The organism is Streptomyces sp. NPDC048352 (genome assembly GCF_040651895.1).
Classification (GTDB): domain Bacteria; phylum Actinomycetota; class Actinomycetes; order Streptomycetales; family Streptomycetaceae; genus Streptomyces.
This window is the reverse complement of the sequence record NZ_JBEZKZ010000080.1, coordinates 14,050-34,035: the sequence shown is the minus strand read 5'-3', so window position 1 is coordinate 34,035 and position 19,986 is coordinate 14,050. Positions and strand designations below refer to the sequence as shown.

Annotated in this window: 16 protein-coding genes; 4 read left to right on the top strand and 12 right to left on the bottom strand. The window is 71.8% G+C overall.

Translation table 11 applies throughout. The annotated features are described in order from the left end of the window. Positions 1-339: 339 nt before the first annotated feature. Both AB0D45_RS29320 and dapA read right to left on the bottom strand, forming a co-directional pair. A complete protein-coding gene (locus AB0D45_RS29320; protein ID WP_361606676.1) occupies positions 340-2,025 on the bottom strand; it encodes a ribonuclease J in 1,686 nt (561 codons plus the stop codon). Between the two features lie 112 nt (positions 2,026-2,137). After that, complete coding sequence (gene dapA / locus AB0D45_RS29315; protein ID WP_361606679.1) at positions 2,138-3,037, bottom strand: 4-hydroxy-tetrahydrodipicolinate synthase; 900 nt, start codon at positions 3,035-3,037, stop codon at positions 2,138-2,140. A 428-nt stretch (positions 3,038-3,465) separates the two neighbouring features. On the opposite strand from dapA, the gene AB0D45_RS29310 reads away from it, so the two are divergent. Beyond that, positions 3,466-3,717 carry a hypothetical protein gene (locus tag AB0D45_RS29310; protein ID WP_361606682.1) on the top strand — a complete coding sequence of 84 codons (252 nt, stop codon included), beginning with the start codon at positions 3,466-3,468 and terminating at the stop codon, positions 3,715-3,717. Positions 3,718-3,765: 48 nt separating this feature from the next. Further along, positions 3,766-4,320 (top strand): PH domain-containing protein, encoded by a 555-nt coding sequence (locus AB0D45_RS29305; protein WP_361606685.1) that lies wholly within the window; start codon positions 3,766-3,768, stop codon positions 4,318-4,320. 74 nt (positions 4,321-4,394) lie between these two features. Here AB0D45_RS29305 and AB0D45_RS29300 read toward each other — a convergent pair whose 3' ends face one another. From AB0D45_RS29300 to eccD, 6 genes are all read right to left on the bottom strand, one after another. Further along, positions 4,395-4,838, bottom strand: coding sequence for a hypothetical protein (locus AB0D45_RS29300; protein WP_361606688.1), 444 nt, complete (start codon positions 4,836-4,838; stop codon positions 4,395-4,397). A 15-nt stretch (positions 4,839-4,853) separates the two neighbouring features. Beyond that, entirely contained in the window at positions 4,854-5,606 is a 753-nt protein-coding gene (gene dapB, locus AB0D45_RS29295) for a 4-hydroxy-tetrahydrodipicolinate reductase (protein ID WP_361606691.1), read from the bottom strand. 31 nt (positions 5,607-5,637) lie between these two features. Next, positions 5,638-7,017 carry a pitrilysin family protein gene (locus AB0D45_RS29290; RefSeq protein ID WP_362464500.1) on the bottom strand — a complete coding sequence of 460 codons (1,380 nt, stop codon included), beginning with the start codon at positions 7,015-7,017 and terminating at the stop codon, positions 5,638-5,640. Further along, entirely contained in the window at positions 7,014-9,233 is a 2,220-nt protein-coding gene (locus tag AB0D45_RS29285) for a polyribonucleotide nucleotidyltransferase (protein WP_361606705.1), read from the bottom strand. Before AB0D45_RS29285 ends, AB0D45_RS29290 begins: the two co-directional genes overlap by 4 nt. Before the next feature lie 286 nt (positions 9,234-9,519). Beyond that, entirely contained in the window at positions 9,520-9,807 is a 288-nt protein-coding gene (gene rpsO / locus AB0D45_RS29280; RefSeq protein WP_008737721.1) for a 30S ribosomal protein S15, read from the bottom strand. A 172-nt stretch (positions 9,808-9,979) separates the two neighbouring features. Next, positions 9,980-11,479 carry a type VII secretion integral membrane protein EccD gene (gene eccD, locus AB0D45_RS29275; RefSeq protein ID WP_362464496.1) on the bottom strand — a complete coding sequence of 500 codons (1,500 nt, stop codon included), beginning with the start codon at positions 11,477-11,479 and terminating at the stop codon, positions 9,980-9,982. Positions 11,480-11,694: 215 nt separating this feature from the next. On the opposite strand from eccD, the gene eccCa reads away from it, so the two are divergent. Both eccCa and AB0D45_RS29265 read left to right on the top strand, forming a co-directional pair. Then, positions 11,695-15,651, top strand: coding sequence for a type VII secretion protein EccCa (gene eccCa / locus AB0D45_RS29270; protein WP_362464493.1), 3,957 nt, complete (start codon positions 11,695-11,697; stop codon positions 15,649-15,651). 120 nt (positions 15,652-15,771) lie between these two features. Beyond that, entirely contained in the window at positions 15,772-16,005 is a 234-nt protein-coding gene (locus tag AB0D45_RS29265; protein WP_007266914.1) for a DUF397 domain-containing protein, read from the top strand. Between the two features lie 87 nt (positions 16,006-16,092). Here AB0D45_RS29265 and AB0D45_RS29260 read toward each other — a convergent pair whose 3' ends face one another. The 4 genes from AB0D45_RS29260 to eccB all read right to left on the bottom strand — a co-directional run bounded on the left by AB0D45_RS29260 (position 16,093) and on the right by eccB (position 19,811). Then, a complete protein-coding gene (locus AB0D45_RS29260; RefSeq protein ID WP_361608763.1) occupies positions 16,093-16,404 on the bottom strand; it encodes a WXG100 family type VII secretion target in 312 nt (103 codons plus the stop codon). 43 nt (positions 16,405-16,447) lie between these two features. Then, positions 16,448-16,804, bottom strand: coding sequence for a hypothetical protein (locus AB0D45_RS29255; protein WP_361608765.1), 357 nt, complete (start codon positions 16,802-16,804; stop codon positions 16,448-16,450). Between the two features lie 212 nt (positions 16,805-17,016). After that, positions 17,017-18,228 carry a type VII secretion-associated serine protease mycosin gene (gene mycP / locus AB0D45_RS29250; protein WP_362464489.1) on the bottom strand — a complete coding sequence of 404 codons (1,212 nt, stop codon included), beginning with the start codon at positions 18,226-18,228 and terminating at the stop codon, positions 17,017-17,019. Positions 18,229-18,239: 11 nt separating this feature from the next. After that, the gene (eccB, locus tag AB0D45_RS29245) at positions 18,240-19,811 is read right to left on the bottom strand and encodes a type VII secretion protein EccB (RefSeq protein ID WP_362464486.1); all 1,572 of its coding nucleotides are present in this window, start codon (positions 19,809-19,811) and stop codon (positions 18,240-18,242) included. Between the last annotated feature and the right edge of the window lie 175 nt (positions 19,812-19,986).

The following is a 19,986-nucleotide window of genomic DNA, read 5'->3' as shown; positions in this document are numbered from 1 at the left end:
TTCTTGCGTTTCCGACTCTATCAGAGTCTTTCTCGCTTGCTTTCCAGGTCCTGCGCTTTCGCGCTTTCCCTTTCCGGCGGTTCCGACTCTATCAGAATCTTTTCCGCGTCGTTCCCGACTCGGTTTGAATTCCGATGGCCTTCGGAGGGCCTTTCCCTTTCGGGCGGATCAGACATTAGCAGGTTTCCCTGCCGCCGATTACCCGCCCGCCCGCACACGGCAACGGGCACACGTGTGTGCCCGGGTCCCTGCGAGGTGGAGACGTAAACGTACTGGAGCGGAGCCCCCGGACGCAAATCCGGTTGCCCCGCTCCAGTGAGGTCGCTACGTAAGCCGAGGTCAGACCTCGACCACGACCGGGAGGATCATCGGGCGGCGGCGGTAGCTGTCCGACACCCACTTGCCCATGGTCCGGCGGATGAGCTGCTGGATCTGGTGCGGCTCCGCGACGCCGTCGGCGGCGGCGCGGGCGATGGCTTCCTCGATCTTCGCGCTGACCGGGCCGAAGGCCGAGTCCTCGATGCCGGAGCCGCGCGCCTGGATGTTCGGCCCGCTCACGACCTTGCCCGTGGTGCTGTCGACCACGACGTAGACCGAGACGATGCCCTCGTCACCCAGGATGCGGCGGTCCTTCAGGGAGGCCTCGGTGACGTCGCCGACCGAGAGGCCGTCCACGTACACGTAGCCGGCCTGGACCTTGCCGGAGATGCGGGCCTTGCCGTCGATCAGGTCGACGACCACACCGTCCTCGGCGATGACGATGCGGTCCTTCGGGACGCCCGTCATCGCGCCGAGCTCGGCGTTGGCGCGCAGGTGGCGCCATTCGCCGTGGACCGGCATCAGGTTCCGCGGCTTGCAGATGTTGTAGAAGTACAGCAGCTCGCCGGCGGAGGCGTGGCCCGAGACGTGGACCTTGGCGTTGCCCTTGTGGACGACGTTGGCGCCCCAGCGGGTCAGGCCGTTGATCACGCGGTAGACCGCGTTCTCGTTGCCCGGGATCAGGGACGACGCCAGGATCACGGTGTCGCCGGGGACGATCCGGATCTGGTGGTCGCGGTTCGCCATGCGGGACAGGGCCGCCATCGGCTCGCCCTGGGAGCCCGTGCAGACCAGCACGACCTCGTCGTCCGGCAGGTCGTCGAGGGTCTTGACGTCGACGACCAGGCCGGCCGGGACCCGGAGGTAGCCCAGGTCACGGGCGATGCCCATGTTGCGGACCATCGAGCGGCCGACGAAGGCGACCCGGCGGCCGTACTCGTGGGCGGCGTCGAGGATCTGCTGGATGCGGTGCACGTGGCTGGCGAAGGACGCCACGATGATCCGCTTCTGGGCACCCGCGAAGACACCGCGGATGGCGTTGGAGATGTCGCGCTCCGGCGGGACGAAGCCCGGGACCTCGGCGTTCGTCGAGTCCGAGAGGAGGAGGTCGATGCCCTCTTCGCTCAGACGCGCGAAGGCGTGCAGGTCGGTGAGGCGGTTGTCCAACGGCAGCTGGTCCATCTTGAAGTCGCCGGTGGCGACGACCAGACCCGCTCCGGTGCGGATGGCGACGGCCAGGGCGTCCGGGATGGAGTGGTTGACGGCGATGAACTCGCAGTCGAACGGGCCCAGGTTCTCGCGCTCGCCCTCCTTCACCTCGAGGGTGTAGGGGCGGATGCGGTGCTCCTGCAGCTTGGCCTCGATGAGCGCCAGCGTCAGCTTGGACCCGATCAGCGGGATGTCCGGCTTCTCGCGCAGGAGGTACGGAACAGCGCCGATGTGGTCCTCGTGACCATGGGTGAGGACGATGCCCTCGATGTCGTCGAGGCGGTCTCGGATGGACGAGAAGTCCGGCAGGATCAGGTCGATGCCGGGCTGCTCTTCCTCGGGGAAGAGCACGCCGCAGTCGACGATCAGCAGGCGGCCGTCGAACTCGAAGACGGTCATGTTGCGGCCGATCTCTCCGAGGCCGCCCAGCGGGGTGACCCGAAGGCCGCCCTTGGGGAGCTTCGGCGGGGGGCCGAGTTCAGGGTGCGGATGGCTCAAAGGTTCTCCTTCACCACGCGCGCCACGTACCCCTCAGGCACGTGGCGCGCATGTCATTCGTGCACTTGCTTTGTCTGTTTCGGTCTTGCTTGTTCAGTTGTGAAGTCCGTTGTCAGAGCTGTACCCCGCCCGCGGCAAGATCGATCTTGAGCTGGGCCGTCTCTTCGTCGGTCAGTCCGATGAGGGGCAGGCGCAGCGGGCCGGCGGGCAGGCCCTGGAGGCCCAGGGCGGCCTTGGTGGTCATCACGCCCTGAGTGCGGAACATACCGGTGAAGACGGGCAGGAGCTTCTGGTGGATCTCCGTGGCCTTCTGCACGTCGCCGCCGATGTGGGCCTCGAGCATGGCTCGCAGCTCGGGGCTGACCACGTGGCTGACGACGGAGACGAAGCCGACGGCGCCGACCGACAGGAGCGGCAGGTTCAGCATGTCGTCGCCGGAGTACCAGGCGAGGCCGCTCTGGGCGATGGCCCAGCTGGCGCGGCCGAGGTCGCCCTTGGCGTCCTTGTTGGCCACGATCCGGGGGTGCTCGGCCAGCCTGACCAGCGTCTCCGTGTTGATCGGGACGCCGCTGCGGCCGGGGATGTCGTAGAGCATGACCGGCAGCTCGGTGGCGTCGGCGATCGCCGTGAAGTGCTGGAAGAGGCCTTCCTGCGGCGGCTTGCTGTAGTAGGGCGTCACGGCGAGGAGGCCGTGGGCGCCCGTGCGCTCTGCCTGGCGGGCGAGCTCGAGGGTGTGGCGGGTGTCGTTGGTGCCGATGCCGGCCACGACGTGGGCGCGGTCGCCGACCGCTTCGAGTACGGCTCGTACGAGGTCGTTTTTCTCCGCGTCGGTGGTGGTCGGCGACTCACCGGTGGTGCCGTTGATGATCAGGCCGTCGTTGCCTGCGTCCACCAGGTGGACGGCGAGACGCTGCGCGCCGTCGAGGTCAAGTGCGCCATCAGCCGTGAACGGCGTGATCATGGCGGTGAGGACCCGCCCGAAGGGGGTCTGCGGAGTCGAGATCGGAGCCATGGGTAACACGCTACTCGCTGCCATGCTCGCAGTGTCCCCTCGGGGGACGTCAACAGGCGGTGCCGCCCCGCAACGGCCGGAAGGTGTTGGATCCCGGCACTGCCTGCTCGGGGGTTCAAGCAGTGCCGGGTCCGTTTGATCAGCCTAGATGAACTTTACGAAACGCCGCAATACGGACACTTGGGACTTGTCTCCGCACATGCGTACGCCACGCGTGTATCAAGCCTTGCAGGGCAACGCGGCCGATGCCGCCGCGGCCCGCCCAGGTCGGCCGCATGGGCTTCACCCCTTGCTGCGGGGCGCCGCGCATTCTGCTCGATCTCCCGGAATCCGGCACCGAACGGGCCCCTCGTTCGTCTGTCCAGGAGAAAGCACACCGTCCGTCAGACCACGGCCGCGAGGCCCTGACCCCGAGGAGAGTCGCCCCCATGTTTCGCCGGCGCGAACCCGTCCCCTTCGCCTTCGTCGCCGAGGCCGACCGCTTCCGTAGCAACGTCACTCCGCCGCCGCGCGAGCGTCTCGGCGTGGCCCAGATCACCGCCCGTAGTCTGGTCGGACTGACCGTGGTGGCGGGGCTCGTGGGCTCGCTGCTCTTCGGCATACCCGCACTGCAGCCGTACCAGGCGTCCGAGAAGCCCGCGGGGACGGCGCAGCCGTCGGAGGTGTCCGCGGAGCGGTAGCCTCACGGGCACAGCCCAACCGAACGTGCATGTGAGTGAGGTCCTGCCGTGCCCCTGCCCTTCTTGACGGCCGACGGCGTCTTCGACGCACACGAGGACGAAGCCCTCCCTCATGCGGATCCCGGACGATGGCGTCGCCCCTACCGGCCCGGCCCCTGGCGGGTCGCCGGTGCGGCGGTGCTGCTGCTGCTCTCCGCCTTCATGCTGCTCGCGACGGTGATCATCGCCTTCGCGGGCACCTGGACCGGCGCGGGCATCGCCCTGGCCGCCTCGCTGACCGTGGTCGGATCCGCGCTGCGGATCCTGCGCACGGGCGTGTGGGTGAGCCCCTCGGGGCTGCGCCGGGTCGGCTTCTTCGGGACCCGCTCCCTCGCCTGGAGCGAGGTCGCCGGGGTCAGCACGGTCCAGCAGCCGGTGCGCTGGCTGGGACTGCCGAGGACCGTGCAGGGGCAGGCGCTGACGGTGGCCGCGCGCAGCGGCGCACAGCTGCCGGTGCTGCTGACCGACCACAGCGCCGACTTCCTGGCGCGCGGCGAGGCCTTCGACCGGGCTGCCGGACAGGTGGAGGCGTGGGCCGAGGAGTACCGGGCCGTGCCCGCCTGAGGGCGGGAGGACGGCACGAGGGCCCGTACGGGGATCGTCCCGTACGGGCCCTTCCGTGTGCGCCTCCGCGGCGCCTACGCGCGTGCCTGGTGCAGGGCTATGGCCCGCTGCATGGCCTTGCGGGCCCGCGGGGTGTCGCGGGCGTCGTGGTAGGCGACGGCGAGGCGGAACCAGGTGCGCCAGTCCCCCGGCGCGTCCTCGGTCTCCGCCTTGCGGCGCGCGAACACCTCGTCGGCGGAGTCCCGCAGGATCCGGCCGTACTCGTCCCGTTCGAGCTCGTCGGCGGGCAGGCCGCCCTCGGCCTCCAGCTCGGCGGCGAGCTGGTTGGCCCGCGTGACGAACCGGGTGTTCATCCAGAGGAACCAGATGCCGATGACCGGCAGGACGAGCACGGCCGCCCCGAAGGTGACGGTGAGCCAGGTGCCCTGCTGGATCAGCATCAGGCCCCGGCTGCCGACCAGGACGAAGTAGACGACCAGGACGGCGGCCGTGACGAGGTAGGTGATCTTCGCGCGCATGCTGCTACTGCCTCATCAGCCGAGGTCGAGGAAGTTTTCCAGGCCGAAGGTGAGGCCCGGGGTCTGCGTCACGCGGCGGGCGCCGAGCAGGATGCCCGGCATGAAGCTGCTGTGGTGCAGGGAGTCGTGACGGATGGTCAGGGTCTCGCCCTCGCCGCCGAGCAGCACCTCCTGGTGGGCCAGCAGCCCGCGCAGGCGGATGGCGTGCACCGGTACGCCGTCGACGTCGGCGCCGCGGGCGCCGTCGAGGGCCGTGGCGGTGGCGTCCGGCTGGGCGCCGAGGCCGGCCTCGGCGCGGGCGGCCGCGATGAGCTGGGCCGTACGGGTCGCCGTGCCGGAGGGGGCGTCGACCTTCTTCGGGTGGTGCAGCTCGACGACCTCGACGGACTCGAAGTAGCGGGCGGCCTGGGCGGCGAACTTCATGGTGAGGACGGCGCCGATGGAGAAGTTCGGGGCGATGAGCACCCCGGTCTCCGGGGAGGCGGCCAGCCAGGTGTTCAGCCGGGCGAGGCGGTCCTCGTTCCAGCCGGTGGTGCCGACCACGGCGTGGATGCCGTGGCCGATGAGGAACTCCAGGTTCCCCATCACCGAGTCGGGAGTGGTCAGCTCGACCGCGACCTGGGCTCCCGCCTCGGCCAGCGTCTCGAGCTTGTCACCCCGTCCGAGGGCCGCCACCAGCTCCATGTCCGCGGCGGCCTCGACGGCCTTGACCGCCTCGGAGCCGATGCGGCCCCGGGCGCCGAGGACCGCCACGCGCAGCTTGCTCATTGTTGCTTCCTTAGGGTGCGTGCGTACGGGTCTAGGCGACCGCTTCGTCGAGGCGGGCGGCCTGCTTCTCCTTGAGCGGGCCGATCACCGCGAGCGAGGGCCGCTGCGCCAGTACATCCCGGGCGACCGCGCGGACCTCGTCCGGGGTCACCGCCGAGATGTGGCCCAGCATGTCGTCGACGGACATCTGGTCGCCCCAGCACAGCTCGCTCTTGCCGATGCGGTTCATGATCGCGCCGGTGTCCTCCAGGCCGAGGACGGTGGAGCCGGAGAGCTGGCCGACGGCCCGGCGGATCTCCTCGTCGGTGAGGCCTTCGGAGGCGACGGTGTCGAGCTCCTGGCGGCAGATCCGCAGCACGTCGTGGACCTGGCTGGGCCGGCAGCCGGCGTAGACCCCGAAGAGGCCGGTGTCGGCGAAGCCGGAGGTGTACGAGTACACGCTGTAGGCCAGGCCGCGCTTCTCGCGGACCTCCTGGAAGAGCCGCGAGGACATGCCGCCGCCCAGGGCGGTGTTCAGCACGCCCAGGGCCCAGCGGCGGTCGTCGGTGCGGGACAGGCCGGGCATGCCGAGGACCACGTGGGCCTGCTCGGTCTTGCGGGTGACCAGGTCGACGCGGCCCGCGGTGCGGATCCGCTTGGCGCCGGTGCGCGGGCCGACCGGCTGGGCGTCGGTGTGCCCCAGCGCGCCGGCCTTCTCGAAGGCCGCGCGGACCTGGCGTACGACCTTGTTGTGGTCGACGTTGCCGGCGGCGGCCACGACCAGGCGGGTCGGGTCGTAGTGCTTCTTCCAGAAGCGGCGGATCCGGTCGGCGCCGAGGGCGTTGATGGTGTCGACGGTGCCGAGGACGGGGCGGCCGAGCGGCGAGTCCCCGTACATGGTCTGGGCGAACAGGTCGTGGACCATGTCGCCCGGGTCGTCCTCGGTCATCGCGATCTCTTCGAGGATGACCCCGCGCTCGGCGTCGACGTCCTCCTCGCGGATCAGCGAGCCGGTGAGCATGTCGCAGACGACGTCGATGGCCAGCGGCAGGTCGGTGTCGAGGACCCGGGCGTAGTAGCAGGTGTACTCCTTCGCCGTGAAGGCGTTCATCTCGCCGCCGACCGCGTCGATCGCGGAGGAGATGTCGAGGGCGGTGCGCTGCGCGGTGCCCTTGAAGAGGAGGTGCTCCAGGTAGTGGGTGGCGCCGTTGAGAGCGGGCGTCTCGTCGCGCGAGCCCACGTTGGCCCAGATGCCGAAGGTGGCGGAGCGGACGGAGGGCAGCGTCTCGGTGACGATGCGCAGTCCGCCGGGCAGGACCGTGCGCCGGACGGTGCCGATGCCGCTGCGGCCCTTGAGGAGTGTTTGGGTACGGGCGAGGGCCCGCCCCTCGGAGGAGGGGCGGGCCGTCACACGGGAACTACGCGACGTCACTTGTCGGAGTCGTCCTTGTCAGCCTCAGCGGCCTCTTCACCCTCGATCACGGGGACCAGGGAGAGCTTGCCGCGCTGGTCGATCTCGGCGATCTCGACCTGCACCTTGGCGCCGACCGCGAGCACGTCCTCGACGTTCTCCACGCGCTTGCCGCCGGCGAGCTTGCGGATCTGCGAGATGTGCAGCAGGCCGTCCTTGCCGGGCATGAGGGAGACGAAGGCACCGAAGGTGGTGGTCTTGACGACCGTGCCCAGGTACCGCTCGCCGACCTCCGGCATGGTCGGGTTGGCGATCGCGTTGATCGTGGCGCGGGCGGCCTCGGCGGCCGGGCCGTCGGCGGCACCGATGTAGATGGTGCCGTCGTCCTCGATCGTGATCTCGGCGCCGGTGTCCTCCTGGATCTGGTTGATCATCTTGCCCTTGGGGCCGATGACCTCGCCGATCTTGTCCACGGGGATCTTGACGGTGATGATCCGCGGGGCGTTCGGGGACATCTCGTCCGGCGTGTCGATCGCTTCCATCATCACGTCGAGGATGTGGAGGCGGGCGTCGCGGGCCTGGGTCAGGGCCGCGGCCAGGACGGAGGCCGGGATGCCGTCCAGCTTGGTGTCGAGCTGGAGGGCGGTGACGAACTCCTTGGTGCCGGCGACCTTGAAGTCCATGTCGCCGAAGGCGTCCTCCGCACCGAGGATGTCGGTGAGGGCGACGTAGTGGGTCTTGCCGTCGATCTCCTGGGAGATCAGGCCCATGGCGATGCCGGCGACGGGGGCCTTGAGGGGCACACCGGCGTTCAGCAGCGACATGGTGGAGGCGCAGACCGAGCCCATGGACGTCGAGCCGTTGGAGCCGAGGGCCTCGGACACCTGGCGGATCGCGTAGGGGAACTCCTCGCGCGTCGGCAGGACCGGCACGATCGCGCGCTCGGCGAGCGCGCCGTGGCCGATCTCGCGGCGCTTGGGGGAGCCCACGCGGCCGGTCTCGCCGACGGAGTACGGCGGGAAGTTGTAGTTGTGCATGTAGCGCTTGCGGGTCACCGGGGAGAGGGTGTCCAGCTGCTGCTCCATGCGGAGCATGTTGAGGGTGGTGACGCCCAGGATCTGGGTCTCGCCACGCTCGAAGAGCGCCGAGCCGTGCACGCGCGGGATGGCCTCGACCTCGGCGGCGAGGGTACGGATGTCCGTGAGCCCGCGGCCGTCGATGCGGACCTTGTCCTTGATGACGCGCTCGCGCACCAGGGCCTTGGTCAGGCTGCGGTAGGCGGCGGAGATCTCCTTCTCGCGGCCCTCGAAGGCCGGGAGGAGCTTCTCGGCGGCGATCTCCTTGACGCGGTCCAGCTCGGCCTCGCGGTCCTGCTTGCCCGCGATGGTCAGCGCCTGGGTGAGCTCGCCCTTGACGGCGGCCGCGAGGGCCTCGTACACGTCGTCCTGGTAGTCCAGGAAGACCGGGAACTCGCCCTCGGGCTTGGCGGCCTTCGCGGCCAGGTCGGCCTGGGCCTTGCAGAGGACCTTGATGAACGGCTTCGCGGCGTCGAGACCCGCGGCGACGACCTCCTCGGTCGGCGCCTCGGCGCCGCCCTTGACGAGGGCGATGGTCTTCTCGGTGGCCTCGGCCTCGACCATCATGATCGCGACGTCGCCGTCCTCCAGGGCGCGGCCCGCGACGACCATGTCGAAGACGGCGTCCTCGAGCTCGGTGTGCGTCGGGAAGGCCACCCACTGGCCGCGGATCAGCGCGACGCGGACGCCGCCGATCGGGCCGGAGAAGGGCAGGCCGGCCAGCTGGGTGGACGCGGACGCGGCGTTGATCGCGATGACGTCGTACAGGTGGTCGGGGTTGAGCGCCATGATCGTGGCGACGACCTGGATCTCGTTGCGCAGGCCCTTCTTGAAGGACGGGCGCAGCGGGCGGTCGATCAGGCGGCAGGTGAGGATCGCGTCCTCGGAGGGGCGGCCCTCGCGGCGGAAGAAGGAGCCGGGGATCTTGCCGGCCGCGTACTGGCGCTCCTCGACGTCCACCGTCAGGGGGAAGAAGTCGAGCTGGTCCTTGGGCTTCTTCGACGCGGTGGTCGCGGAGAGCACCATCGTGTCGTCGTCCAGGTAGGCAACGGCGGAGCCGGCGGCCTGGCGGGCCAGACGGCCCGTCTCGAAGCGGATGGTGCGGGTGCCGAAGGAACCGTTGTCAATGACGGCCTCGGCGTAGTGGGTCTCGTTCTCCACTAGCGATATCTCCATTTTCGTCGTCTCCGTCCGTCACCCGTGTGGTGGCGGACGGTTGCGGAGAAGCGCTCCTGGCGTGCGGGCCGGTCTTCGATCGAAGCACCCGGTTCTGAGCCCCGTCGCGGGGCTTTCCGGATGCCACTACCGAGGACCGGCGGCGTAGGGAGGGCGCTCCTCCTCTTCAGTTGTGCGCTGTGTCCCAGACTACAAAGCGTCCGGTACGTCGCGCACGTACAGCAAAGGGAGCGGCCCCATCGGTGTGGGAACCGCTCCCTTCACAGCGTCTTTACTTGGCGCCGGCCGCACCGCGACGGATGCCGAGGCGCTCGACCAGCGTACGGAAGCGCTGGATGTCCTTCTTGGCCAGGTACTGCAGCAGGCGGCGGCGCTGGCCGACCAGGATCAGCAGACCACGACGGGAGTGGTGGTCGTGCTTGTGGGTCTTGAGGTGCTCGGTCAGGTCCGAGATGCGGCGGGACAGCATCGCGACCTGGACCTCGGGGGAGCCGGTGTCGCCCTCCTTGGCACCAAACTCTGCGATGAGCTGCTTCTTCGTTGCGGCGTCGAGCGGCACGCGTACTCCTCGTAATAGGTCTTCGTTGCCACCGAGTGCCCCAGGTCGAATTCTCTGGGGAGCTTCCGTTACTCGGGAGGCGGGGTCCGCTGGGCGCAGTCTCCAGAGGTCTCCGGGGACGCGTACACAAACGGCCGTCACACAGCGTACCAGGCTGTCGGGTCGCGCCGTCTCAGCTGGTGAGAGAGCGGGCGCGGCCGTAGACGTCCAGCACGGCGAGGGCCAGCGGGACCAGGCTGAGCAGTACTGCGGCCTCGGTGAGGTCGAGCAGCCTTCCCCAGAAGGGTGACAGGCCCTTGCGGGGGATGACAAGCGCAATTCCGACGAGGAGGGCGGCTCCGGCGGCGACGGCGGCCGAGAGCCAGACCGTGCGCAGGTCCAGGCCGCCGCGGTCGTGGTAGCGGGTGAGCTCGAACACGAGAGCGGCGGGCGGGTGCAGCGCCAGGCCCAGGATCAGCAGCCCCACGGCGGCCAGGCCCGCGGCCAGGGCGCACACCACCTGGGAGGTGTAGCGGAAGAGGCGGGCCCGCAGCAGCATCGCCAGGCCCGCGGCGAGGGCCAGCAGCCGGGCCCAGGTGCTGCCGGAGAAGCCGAGGACGGCGGCGGCCGCGACGGTGACGGCGGCGCAGCCCCCGACCAGGCCGAGGAGCATCTCGTGGCCCCGCCGGGCCTGGGCGGCGATGGCCTCGGCGTCGAGCGGTGCCGCCTGCTGGTCGGCGCCGCCCTGGTCGGCGTACGGACCGGCGTCGTGGCGGTCGGGGGCCTCGTAGTCGGGCGCGGCGCTCTGCGGGGCGGCGTACCCGATGGGCAGCCGGGCGAAGCGGGCGGACAGGCCGGGCAGGAAGGCGACGAGCCCGATCGCGGCGGGGGCGCACACGGCGGCGGTGGCCGTGGCGGAGGCGTCGGCGGCGATGGCACCGAAGGTGGCCAGGGTCCCTGTGGCGGCGAGGAAGGTGGCGGCGACGAAGGGGGCGTCCCCGTGCGGGGTGAGCGCGACCAGCGCGACGGAGGCGACCAGGACGCAGGCGCAGCCGAGCAGGAACTGCAGGCGCCCCGGTCCCTGGCTGGCGCCGGCGGCGACGATGCCCGAGCCGGCGATCAGCAGGTGCGGCAGCGCGCCGAGGCCGAGGGCGACGGCGGAGCCCCGGTCGCGGTAGACGCGGGCGCGGACCCCGGCGGCGGCGGTGAGCAGCAGGCCGACGGCCCCGGCGATGACGCCGGGGAGGCCGTGCATGTCGTGGCGGACCGGGTCGGCGTACCAGAGGACGAAGCCGAGCAGGACGAGCAGCAGGGCGGCGCCGGCCAGGCCCGCCCCGCGGAGCATGTCGTCGCTCCAGCGGTGGCGGTCGCGCACGACGGCCGAGGCGACGGCGTCGGAGACGTCGTCGAAGACGGCGGGCGGCAGGGACTCGGCGAAGGGGCGCAGGCTGAGCACCTCGCCGTCGAGGACCTGCTGGGCGGCGAGGGTGCGGGCGCCGTCGAGGACGGCGCCGGAGCGGCGGACGAGGTGGAAGCCGGTGGGGGCTCCGACGGGCTGGGTCTGGCCGGTGAGGCGCAGCAGTTCGGGGTAGACGTCGGCGACGGCGATGTCCTCGGGGAGGGCGACGTCGATGCGGCTGTCGGGGGCCACGACGGTGACCCTGCAGAAACCGGTCGCCTCGGCCGTACTCACCTGTGTGACCCCCCTGGTTGGCGCCGCCCCGCCGCGGCGGCGGCCGATTCGCGGATGCGCATGATGCGGGCGTCACCCTACCCGGCGGCTGCCCGGGTGCCGGCAAGTAGGATCACCGTCGCGCCGGGCGCGGGGTGCGGGAGTGCCCTTCCGGGCCCGGGAGTTGGGGGCGCCGGCCGCGTCGTCCCGTCCGTTTTCGAGGGATTGATGCTCCGGTGAGCCAGATCGTCGTCAAGCGCCCGCCCCGGTCGCTGCCGCCCGAAGTCCCCTCCGAGGACCTGAGGCTGGAGGCGCCGCCGGAACTCCCCCGGGGCCAGCAGGAGGGCATGCTGATGCAGCTCCTGCCGATGCTGGGCATGGGTTCGTCGGTCGTCTTCTTCTTCATGCCGGGCACGGCCCCGTTCATGCGGGTCATGGGCGTGCTGATGCTGGCGTCCACGGTGGGCATGGTCATCGCGCAGCTGGTGCGCTACCGGCGCGGTACGCAGGGGCAAATGGCCGACGTGCGGCGCGACTACCTCAAGTACCTCGCGCAGACGCGCCGTCAGGTGCGCCGCACCGCGCGGGCGCAGCGTGACGCGCAGCTGTACCTGCACCCCGCGCCGGACCAGTTGTGGTCGGTGGTGGCGGAGGGCTCGCGCCTGTGGGAGCGGCGGGTCGGCGACGCGGACTTCGGGCAGGCCCGGCTGGGGCTGGGTGCGCAGCGGCTCGCGACCGCGCTGGTGGCTCCGGACACGGCCCCGGTGGACGAGCTGGAGCCGCTGACGGCGGGCGCGATGCAGCGCTTCCTGAAGGTGCACTCCTCGCTGGACGGGCTGCCGGTGGCGGTGTCGTTGCGGGCGTTCTACCACGTGACGGTCTCGGGGGAGGCGGAGTCGGCGCGCGGTACGGCCCGGGCGATGGTGGCGCAGCTGGTGACGCTGCACTCCCCCGAGGACCTGGTGGTGGCGGTGGTGGCCGCGCGGGGGGCGGTGCCGTCGTGGGACTGGGTGAAGTGGCTGCCGCACGTGCAGGTGCCGGGGCAGGTCGACGGGGCCGGTACGAAGCGGCTGTTCGGCGACGACCTGGGTGAGCTGCAGGGGCTGCTGGGGTCCCGGCTGGAGGGGCGGCCGCGGTTCAGCCGCGAGGTGTCCCCGGTGCTGGACCAGCCGCACCTGGTGGTGGTCCTCGACGGGGGCCTGGTGCCGCCCGACTCGGTGTTCGCGGCGGCCGAGGGGTTGCAGGGCGTGACCATCGTGGAGGTGGTCGCGGGCGAGCTGGACGAGCGGCGCGGCGGTCTGTCGGTCGTGGTGCGGCCGGGCCGGCTGCGGCTGGAGTCGGGCGCGGGGGTCGCGTACGAGGGCGTGCCGGACACGCTGTCGCTGCCCGCGGCGGAGGCCCTGGCCCGGCAGCTGGCGCCGCTGCGCACCGGCGGCGGGGACGATGACGAGCCGCTGCTGGCGAACCTGGACTTCACGGACCTGCTGAACCTGGGCGACGCGGCCTCGGTGGACGTCTCCCGCACCTGGCGGCCGCGTTCGGCCGGTGAGCGGCTGCGCGTGCCGATCGGTGTGGGCGAGGACGGCGCGCCCGTGATGCTGGATCTGAAGGAGGCCGCGCAGGAGGGGATGGGCCCGCACGGGCTGTGCGTGGGCGCGACCGGTTCGGGCAAGTCGGAGCTGCTGCGCACGCTGGTGCTGGGGCTGGCGGTGACGCACACCTCGGAGACGCTGAACTTCGTCCTCGCGGACTTCAAGGGCGGTGCCACCTTCACCGGCATGGGGCAGATGCCGCACGTCGCGGCCGTGATCACCAACCTGGCGGACGACCTGACGCTGGTCGACCGGATGGGCGACTCGATCCGCGGCGAGCTCCAGCGCCGTCAGGAGCTGCTGCGCTCGGCGGGCAACTACGCGAACGTCCACGACTACGAGAAGGCCCGTGCGGCCGGCGCCCCGCTGGAGCCGCTGGCCTCCCTGGTGCTGGTCATCGACGAGTTCAGCGAGCTGCTGACCGCGAAGCCCGACTTCATCGACATGTTCATCCAGATCGGCCGCATCGGGCGCTCGCTGGGCGTGCACCTGCTGCTGGCCTCCCAGCGGCTGGAGGAGGGCAAGCTGCGCGGGCTGGACACGTACCTCTCCTACCGGATCGGTCTGCGGACGTTCTCGGCGGCGGAGTCGCGGACGGCGATCGGCGTGCCGGACGCGTACCACCTGCCGTCGGTGCCCGGTTCGGGCTATCTGAAGTTCGGCACGGACGAGATGACCCGGTTCAAGGCGGCGTACGTCTCGGGCGCCTACCGCTCGGGCGGGCAGGACCTGTCGGTGGGGCCGTTCCCGGTGGAGCGGCGGCCCGCGCTGTTCACGGCGGCTCCGGTCCCGGTGGTGTACGCGGCTCCGGACCCGGCCCACCCGTCGGAGGAGCGGTCGGAGCGGACGGACGACGCGCTCGCGGACACGGTGCTCGACGTGATCGTCGGGCGGCTGGAGGGGCAGGGGGTGCCGGCGCACCAGGTGTGGCTGCCGCCGCTGGACCGGGCGCCGTCCCTGGACCAGCTGCTGCCGGCGCTGGCGCCGTCGGCGGAGCGCGGGCTGCACGCGGAGGGGTACACGCGGCCGGGCGGGCTCGTGGTGCCGCTCGGCCTGATCGACAAGCCCTTCGAGCAGCGGCGCGAGGTGCTGTACCGGGACTTCTCCGGGGCGGCGGGCCACATGATGGTCGTCGGCGGTCCGCAGTCGGGCAAGTCGACGCTGATGCGGACGCTGATCTCCTCGTTCGCGCTGACGCACACCCCGCGCGAGGTGCAGTTCTACGGGCTGGACTTCGGCGGCGGCGCGCTGTCCTCGGTGGCGGAGCTGCCGCACGTGGGCGGGATCGCCTCCCGGCTGGATCCGGAGCGGGTGCGGCGCACGGTCGCGGAGGTGGCGGGGATCCTGGCCCGCCGCGAGGAGTTCTTCCGGGCCGAGGGCATCGATTCCATCGGCACCTACCGGCGCCGGCGGGCGGCGGGCGAGCTGCCCGGCGAGGCGTGGGGCGACGTGTTCCTGGTCGTCGACGGCTGGGGCGGGTTCCGCGGCGAGTACGAGGGCCTGGAGCCGGTGGTGACGGACATCGCGGCCCGGGGGCTGGGCTACGGCATCCACGTGGTGATCACGGCGGCCCGGTACATGGAGGTGCGGGCAGCCCTGAAGGACCAGCTGCTGAGCCGGCTGGAGCTGCGGCTCGGCGACGTCATGGACTCCGAGTTCGACCGCCGGGTCGCGGCGAACGTGCCCACGGGGATGCCGGGGCGCGGGCAGGTGCCGGAGAAGCTGCACTTCCTGGGGGCGCTGCCGCGGATCGACGGCTCGCACGAGGCGGAGAGCCTCTCGCAGGCCACCGGGGACTTCGTGGCGGCCGTGCGGGCGGGCTGGGCCGGTCCCTCGGCTCCCGGGGTGCGGCTGCTGCCGCGGCTGCTGCACGCGGACCAGCTGCCCAAGGGCGGGGAGTTCCCCGAGCGGGGGATCGCCATCGGGATCGACGAGACGGCCCTGGAGCCGGTGTTCGTCGACTTCGAGAGCGACCCCTTCTTCCTGGTGTTCGGCGAGAGCGAGTCGGGCAAGACGAACCTGCTGCGGCTGATCGCCCGGCAGATCGCCCAGCGCTACCGGCCCGACCAGGCGAAGCTGGTGGTCGGCGACTACCGGCGGGGGCTGCTGGGGGCGCTGCCGGAGGAGTACCTGCTGGAGTACGCGCCGATGGCGAGCTCCCTGCAGATGCACATGGAGGCGCTCGTCGGGGTGTTCTCGCGCAGGCAGCCGCCGACGGACGTCACCCCGCAGCAGCTGCGGGACCGCAGCTGGTGGTCGGGGCCGGACGTCTTCATCGTGATCGACGACTACGACCTGGTCGCCACGAGCCAGGGCAACCCGCTGGCGCAGCTGGTGGAGTTCCTGCCCTTCGCCCGGGACACCGGGGTCCGCTTCGTCATCGCCCGCAGTTCGGCGGGCGCCTCGCGGGCGATGTACGAGCCCTTCATGCAGCGGATCAAGGAGCTGGGCGCGCAGGGCGTGGTGCTGTCGGGCGACCCCTCCGAGGGCGATCTGCTGGGCACCGTCCGCTCCCGTCCGATGCCGCCGGGCCGCGGCTACCACGTCTCGCGCCGGCGCGGCACCTCGCTGGTGCAGCTGGGCCGCATGCCGCGGCCGTAGGGAGTGCGCGGGCGGGGTCGGGCGGCCATCGGGGGAAAGGGGTCCCCCGGCGGCCGCGTTCCCCCGATAATCGGCAGCGAAGACCGAGCAGGACCGCACGACCGACGGGAAGGGCCGCGCATGGGCACCCAGCAGGAGAAGGACGAGCTGTACGCGCTCGACATCAGCGACGTCGAGTGGCAGGGGCCTCCCGGGACCAGCCCGGACGAGGAGCGGGTCGAGATCGCCAAGCTGCCCGAGGGCGCGGTGGCGATGCGGTCCTCACTGGACCGCGACACGGTGCTGCGCTACACGGCGGCCGAGTGGGAGGCCTTCGTCCTCGGGGCACGGGACGGCGAGTTCGACCTCACCTGAGCGGGCCGGCGGCACGCATGCGAAGGGCGCGCGCCCTGGCCGGGCGCGCCCCCTTCGCATGCCGTGCGTACGCAGCGCCGTACGGGCTCAGAAGGCCTCGGTGAACAGGCGCGAGGCCTTCACGTCGGTGGCGCGGTAGTCGCCCTTGCCGCGCTCGATGAGCTGGGCGACGGACTCCAGCTGCTTCTGCATGTGGTCCGCGCGGCCGTGGTACTTCCTCTGGAGGTCGAGGTAGGCGATGTGCGCCTCGCCGTCCCAGGTGTCGGTGACGACCTTCACGGCCGCCTCCATCTCCTCCAGGTCCTTGAGGATGTTCCTGGAGACGACGCGGATGCGGTCCGCCATCTGCTGGACGCTCTCGTACCGTACCCGGGTGTGGCCGTCTTCGTTGCCTGCCATGTCCTTCTCCTTCGGGCTGGGGTGTGCTGGGGCGGGGCGGGCGTCAGAGGCTCTCGAGGCCCGAGCGGACGCCGCCGGTTCCCGCCGCGGCACCGGCACCGGCGTTGATCGTCTTGAACGCCGCGCGGACGTCCTCGTCCTGCGCGTTGGTCAGGTTCTTCGTCTGCGCGACGGCGTCGTGCAGGACGGTGAGCAGCCGGCGGATCTCGTCGTGGTCGAGGTTGAGGTCCGACTGGGCCTTCTGGAAGCCGCCGGCGCCCACACCGGTCCAGCCCGCGTGCGCGGTGGCGAGGATGTCGGCCAGCTCACGGGCCTGGGCGGTCACGGCGTTGGCCGTCTCGGAGATCTTGTTGGCCGCCTTGACGACCGGATCGTCCGCAAGTCCGAAATTGTTCGTCATCCGAAGCTCCTCACTTCTCAATTCCCCGGCAGAACCGGCAGATTGCATGGCGGAGCGGATGCCGGGGGCGCGAACTCGCGCCACACGCACCGGACTTCCCCCTCCGCTTCACACGGATCGCCGATCACAGTCGTGAAGCCTGCGGTCACTCTAGTCAGTTCGGCCGACCCGCCCAACACCGGCCGCCCGGTTCCGCGGCCGGACCGTGCCGTTCACTGCAAACGGCCGCGGCGGGCGCGCGCGTCGCGCACGACGGTGGCGATCCCCGCGATGACGGCGATGAGGACGCCCGCGATCCCGAGGGCGTAGGTGCCGAGCCGCTCCTGCCGCTCCCGTGCGGTCTCCGACAGCTGGAGGGCGGCCGCCCGGGGCGCGGCCGCCGGGGGCGGCCCCGGGTCCGGGACGGGGGGCCGGGGGGTGCCGGCGTCCTGGGTGACGGCCCGCACCGGGTCCACGACGCCCCAGCCGACGTAGTCGTCGCGGCCGTTGACCGAACGCTCGGCGGTGTTCTGGATCTGCCAGACCACCTCCTGCGGGGTCCACTGCGGGTGCTCGGCGCGCAGCAGGGCCGCGACCCCGGCGACGTAGGGGGCGGAGAAGCTGGTGCCGTTGTCGACGCACTGGCCGAAGCCGGGGACGGTGGAGACCATGTCGACGCCGGGGGCGGCGACCCCGATGAAGTCGCCGGGCTGGGAGAAGGCCGCCCGTTCGTTGTTGCGGTCGGAGGAGGCCACGGCGAGGACCCCGGGGAAGGCCGCCGGGTAGGTCTTGCGCTTCTGGCCGCTCAGCCCGTCGTTGCCCGCCGAGGCGATGACCACGGCGTTGGCGGCCAGGGCCCGCTGGACGGCCTTGGCCAGCTCGGAGTCCGCGGTCAGCGGGGCGTCGGTGTCCTGGGAGACGTTGATGACCTGGGCGCCCTTGGCGACGGCGTGGTCGATGGCCTGGGCGAGGGTGGCCGCGTTGCCGTTGCCCTGTCCGTCGTTCTGCCGGATGGGGATGACGGTGGCCTCGGGGGCGAGGCCGACGAAGCCGGTGCCCTGCTGGGGCCGGGCCGCGATCAGTCCGGCGACCTTGGTGCCGTGCCCGGCGGTGTCGTTGGTGCCGTCGCCGCCCTTGGGGTCGAGGAAGTCCCGGCCCGCGCCCGTGTCGAGGGCGCCGGCGAGCTGCGGGTTGGCGCGGTCCACGCCGGTGTCGATGACCGCGACCCGGACTCCCTGGCCCCTGGTCCGCGCCCACAGGGCGTCGAGCATGACCCGCTGGAGGGCCCAGGGCCGGTCGGCGATCTGCTTCTTCATGGGGAAGGTGCACTCGCCCGCCCCGTCCAGGGCGAGGGCGTACGGGGACTGCGGCGCGGACGCCGTGCCGCCGAGGGCCGTCACGGCGAAGGCGGTGGCCGCCACGGCGGCGCGGGAGAGCTGGGGCATGGCCGGTGTCCTCACGAACCCTGGGGCTGACGGGCCGAGTTGGTGTCCAGCCGGGGTCCCTTGGACAGGAACTCCGACCAGGCGATCGGCACCATGGCGGGGACGACGTTGCCGTAGCCGAGCCGCACCTGGGCCTGGCTGGGCTCGGGCCGGCCGTCGCCGGCGCCCGGCACCTGCGGGGCCGCCCCGATGCCCGACCGCGCGGCGTCGCTGTCGCCGTTGGCCTGGACGGCGTACCGCAGGCCGGTGTCCGTGACCAGGAACAGGGCGCCGCCCGCCGAGGTCTGCCGGCCCTGCACCTGGGTGTAGAGCAGGCCCGTGCCGGGGGTGACGTACGAGCTGGTGCCGCTGGCGGTGATGTCGACGGGGAAACCGGTGCCGGCCCAGGTGCTCAGCGTCTGGTTGCCCTGGCCGTCGACGGAACGCAGGACGTTGCACACGGTGTCGCGCCGTTCGCCGCCCTGCACGGCGCCGGGCGTGTCCGCGACCCGGTTGACCTGGGTGGCGCGCCGGCGGGGCCACTTGGCGTCGTCCTTGAAGGGGGCGCCCGGGTTCAGGGACTGCAGGTCGGTCTCGCGGGCCTTGCCGTGCATGTTGAGGCTGTCGGTCGCGGGCGAGGAGATCAGCAGCCACGCCACGAACTCGGAGACCTGTGCGACGCGGTCGGGCAGGACGACGTAGTGCTGGGTGCCGGAGCCGGTCTGCGCGGTCAGCACCATGCCGACCTTGGCGTCGGCGCCGCCCAGGCCCGGGACGGCGGCGTCCGCGCCCGGCGTGCCGGGCAGCTGCGGGAAGGCCAGGTCGTCGCCGGAGTTGAGGGTGGCCAGCCACTCCCCGGTCACCGGCTGCGGCGTCGCGCCGGTGCCGACCAGGGCCGTGGTGAGGGTCCCGGAGTCGGGCCGGCCGTCGGGGAACCTGTACTTGGTGCCGGCCGCGTCGACCAGGTAGCGCTCCTTGGCGCCGCCGGTGTTCTGCACGTACAGCACCTGGGTGCCGGTCGTGCGGTGGCCGTCGTCCAGCAGGCCCGCCTCGCGGTCGGCGAGGACGAAGGCGGCGGTCTGCACGCCGCGGTTGTTGCCGCCGGGCCGCTGGCAGACGGCCCAGCGCTTGGCCCTGCCGGCCTCCGCCGCGGCGGGGAGCCGGTCGGGGGCGTAGGGGATGCCGATGATGGGGCCGCGCGGCGGCTTGCCCGCGTCCAGCACCTTGTCCTCGACCTGGACGACCTTGGACGTGCGCGGGTCGAGCAGCAGCCGCGCCGACGCCAGGTTGAGCACGGGGTGCAGGCGGGTCTGGTCCTTGCCGTTCACCTTGGTGGTCAGCACCACGTACCGGGTCGTCGACTGCTTGCCGACGATGACCATCGCGCCGGGCTTGTCCCACCCCTTGGGCGCCTGCGGTTTGAACATGCCCCAGGCGCCGAAGCCCGCGACCACCAGCGCGCCGATCACCACACCGGGCAGGACCGCGCGCAGCGGGCGGGGAGCGCCCTCCTCGGTACCCGTGGCGGAGGGCTGGAGGAACGCGGCCACGGTGCGCCGCTTCGCAAAGGTGTACGCGTTGAGCTCATCACGTCGGGATGCCATGACCGCCTGCTTCTCCCCGCACGGCCCGGTCGGTGGGGCCGCTCACCGGGCCTTGGTTGTCGGACCGGGGACCTACTATGCCTCTTGACGGAGGGTCGGCAGGGGGCGGGTAGGCTGGGGCGGCCGCTCAGCGCCGTCCAGGCCGGGGTGTTCAGGGCTGGTTGGGGTGGATTGG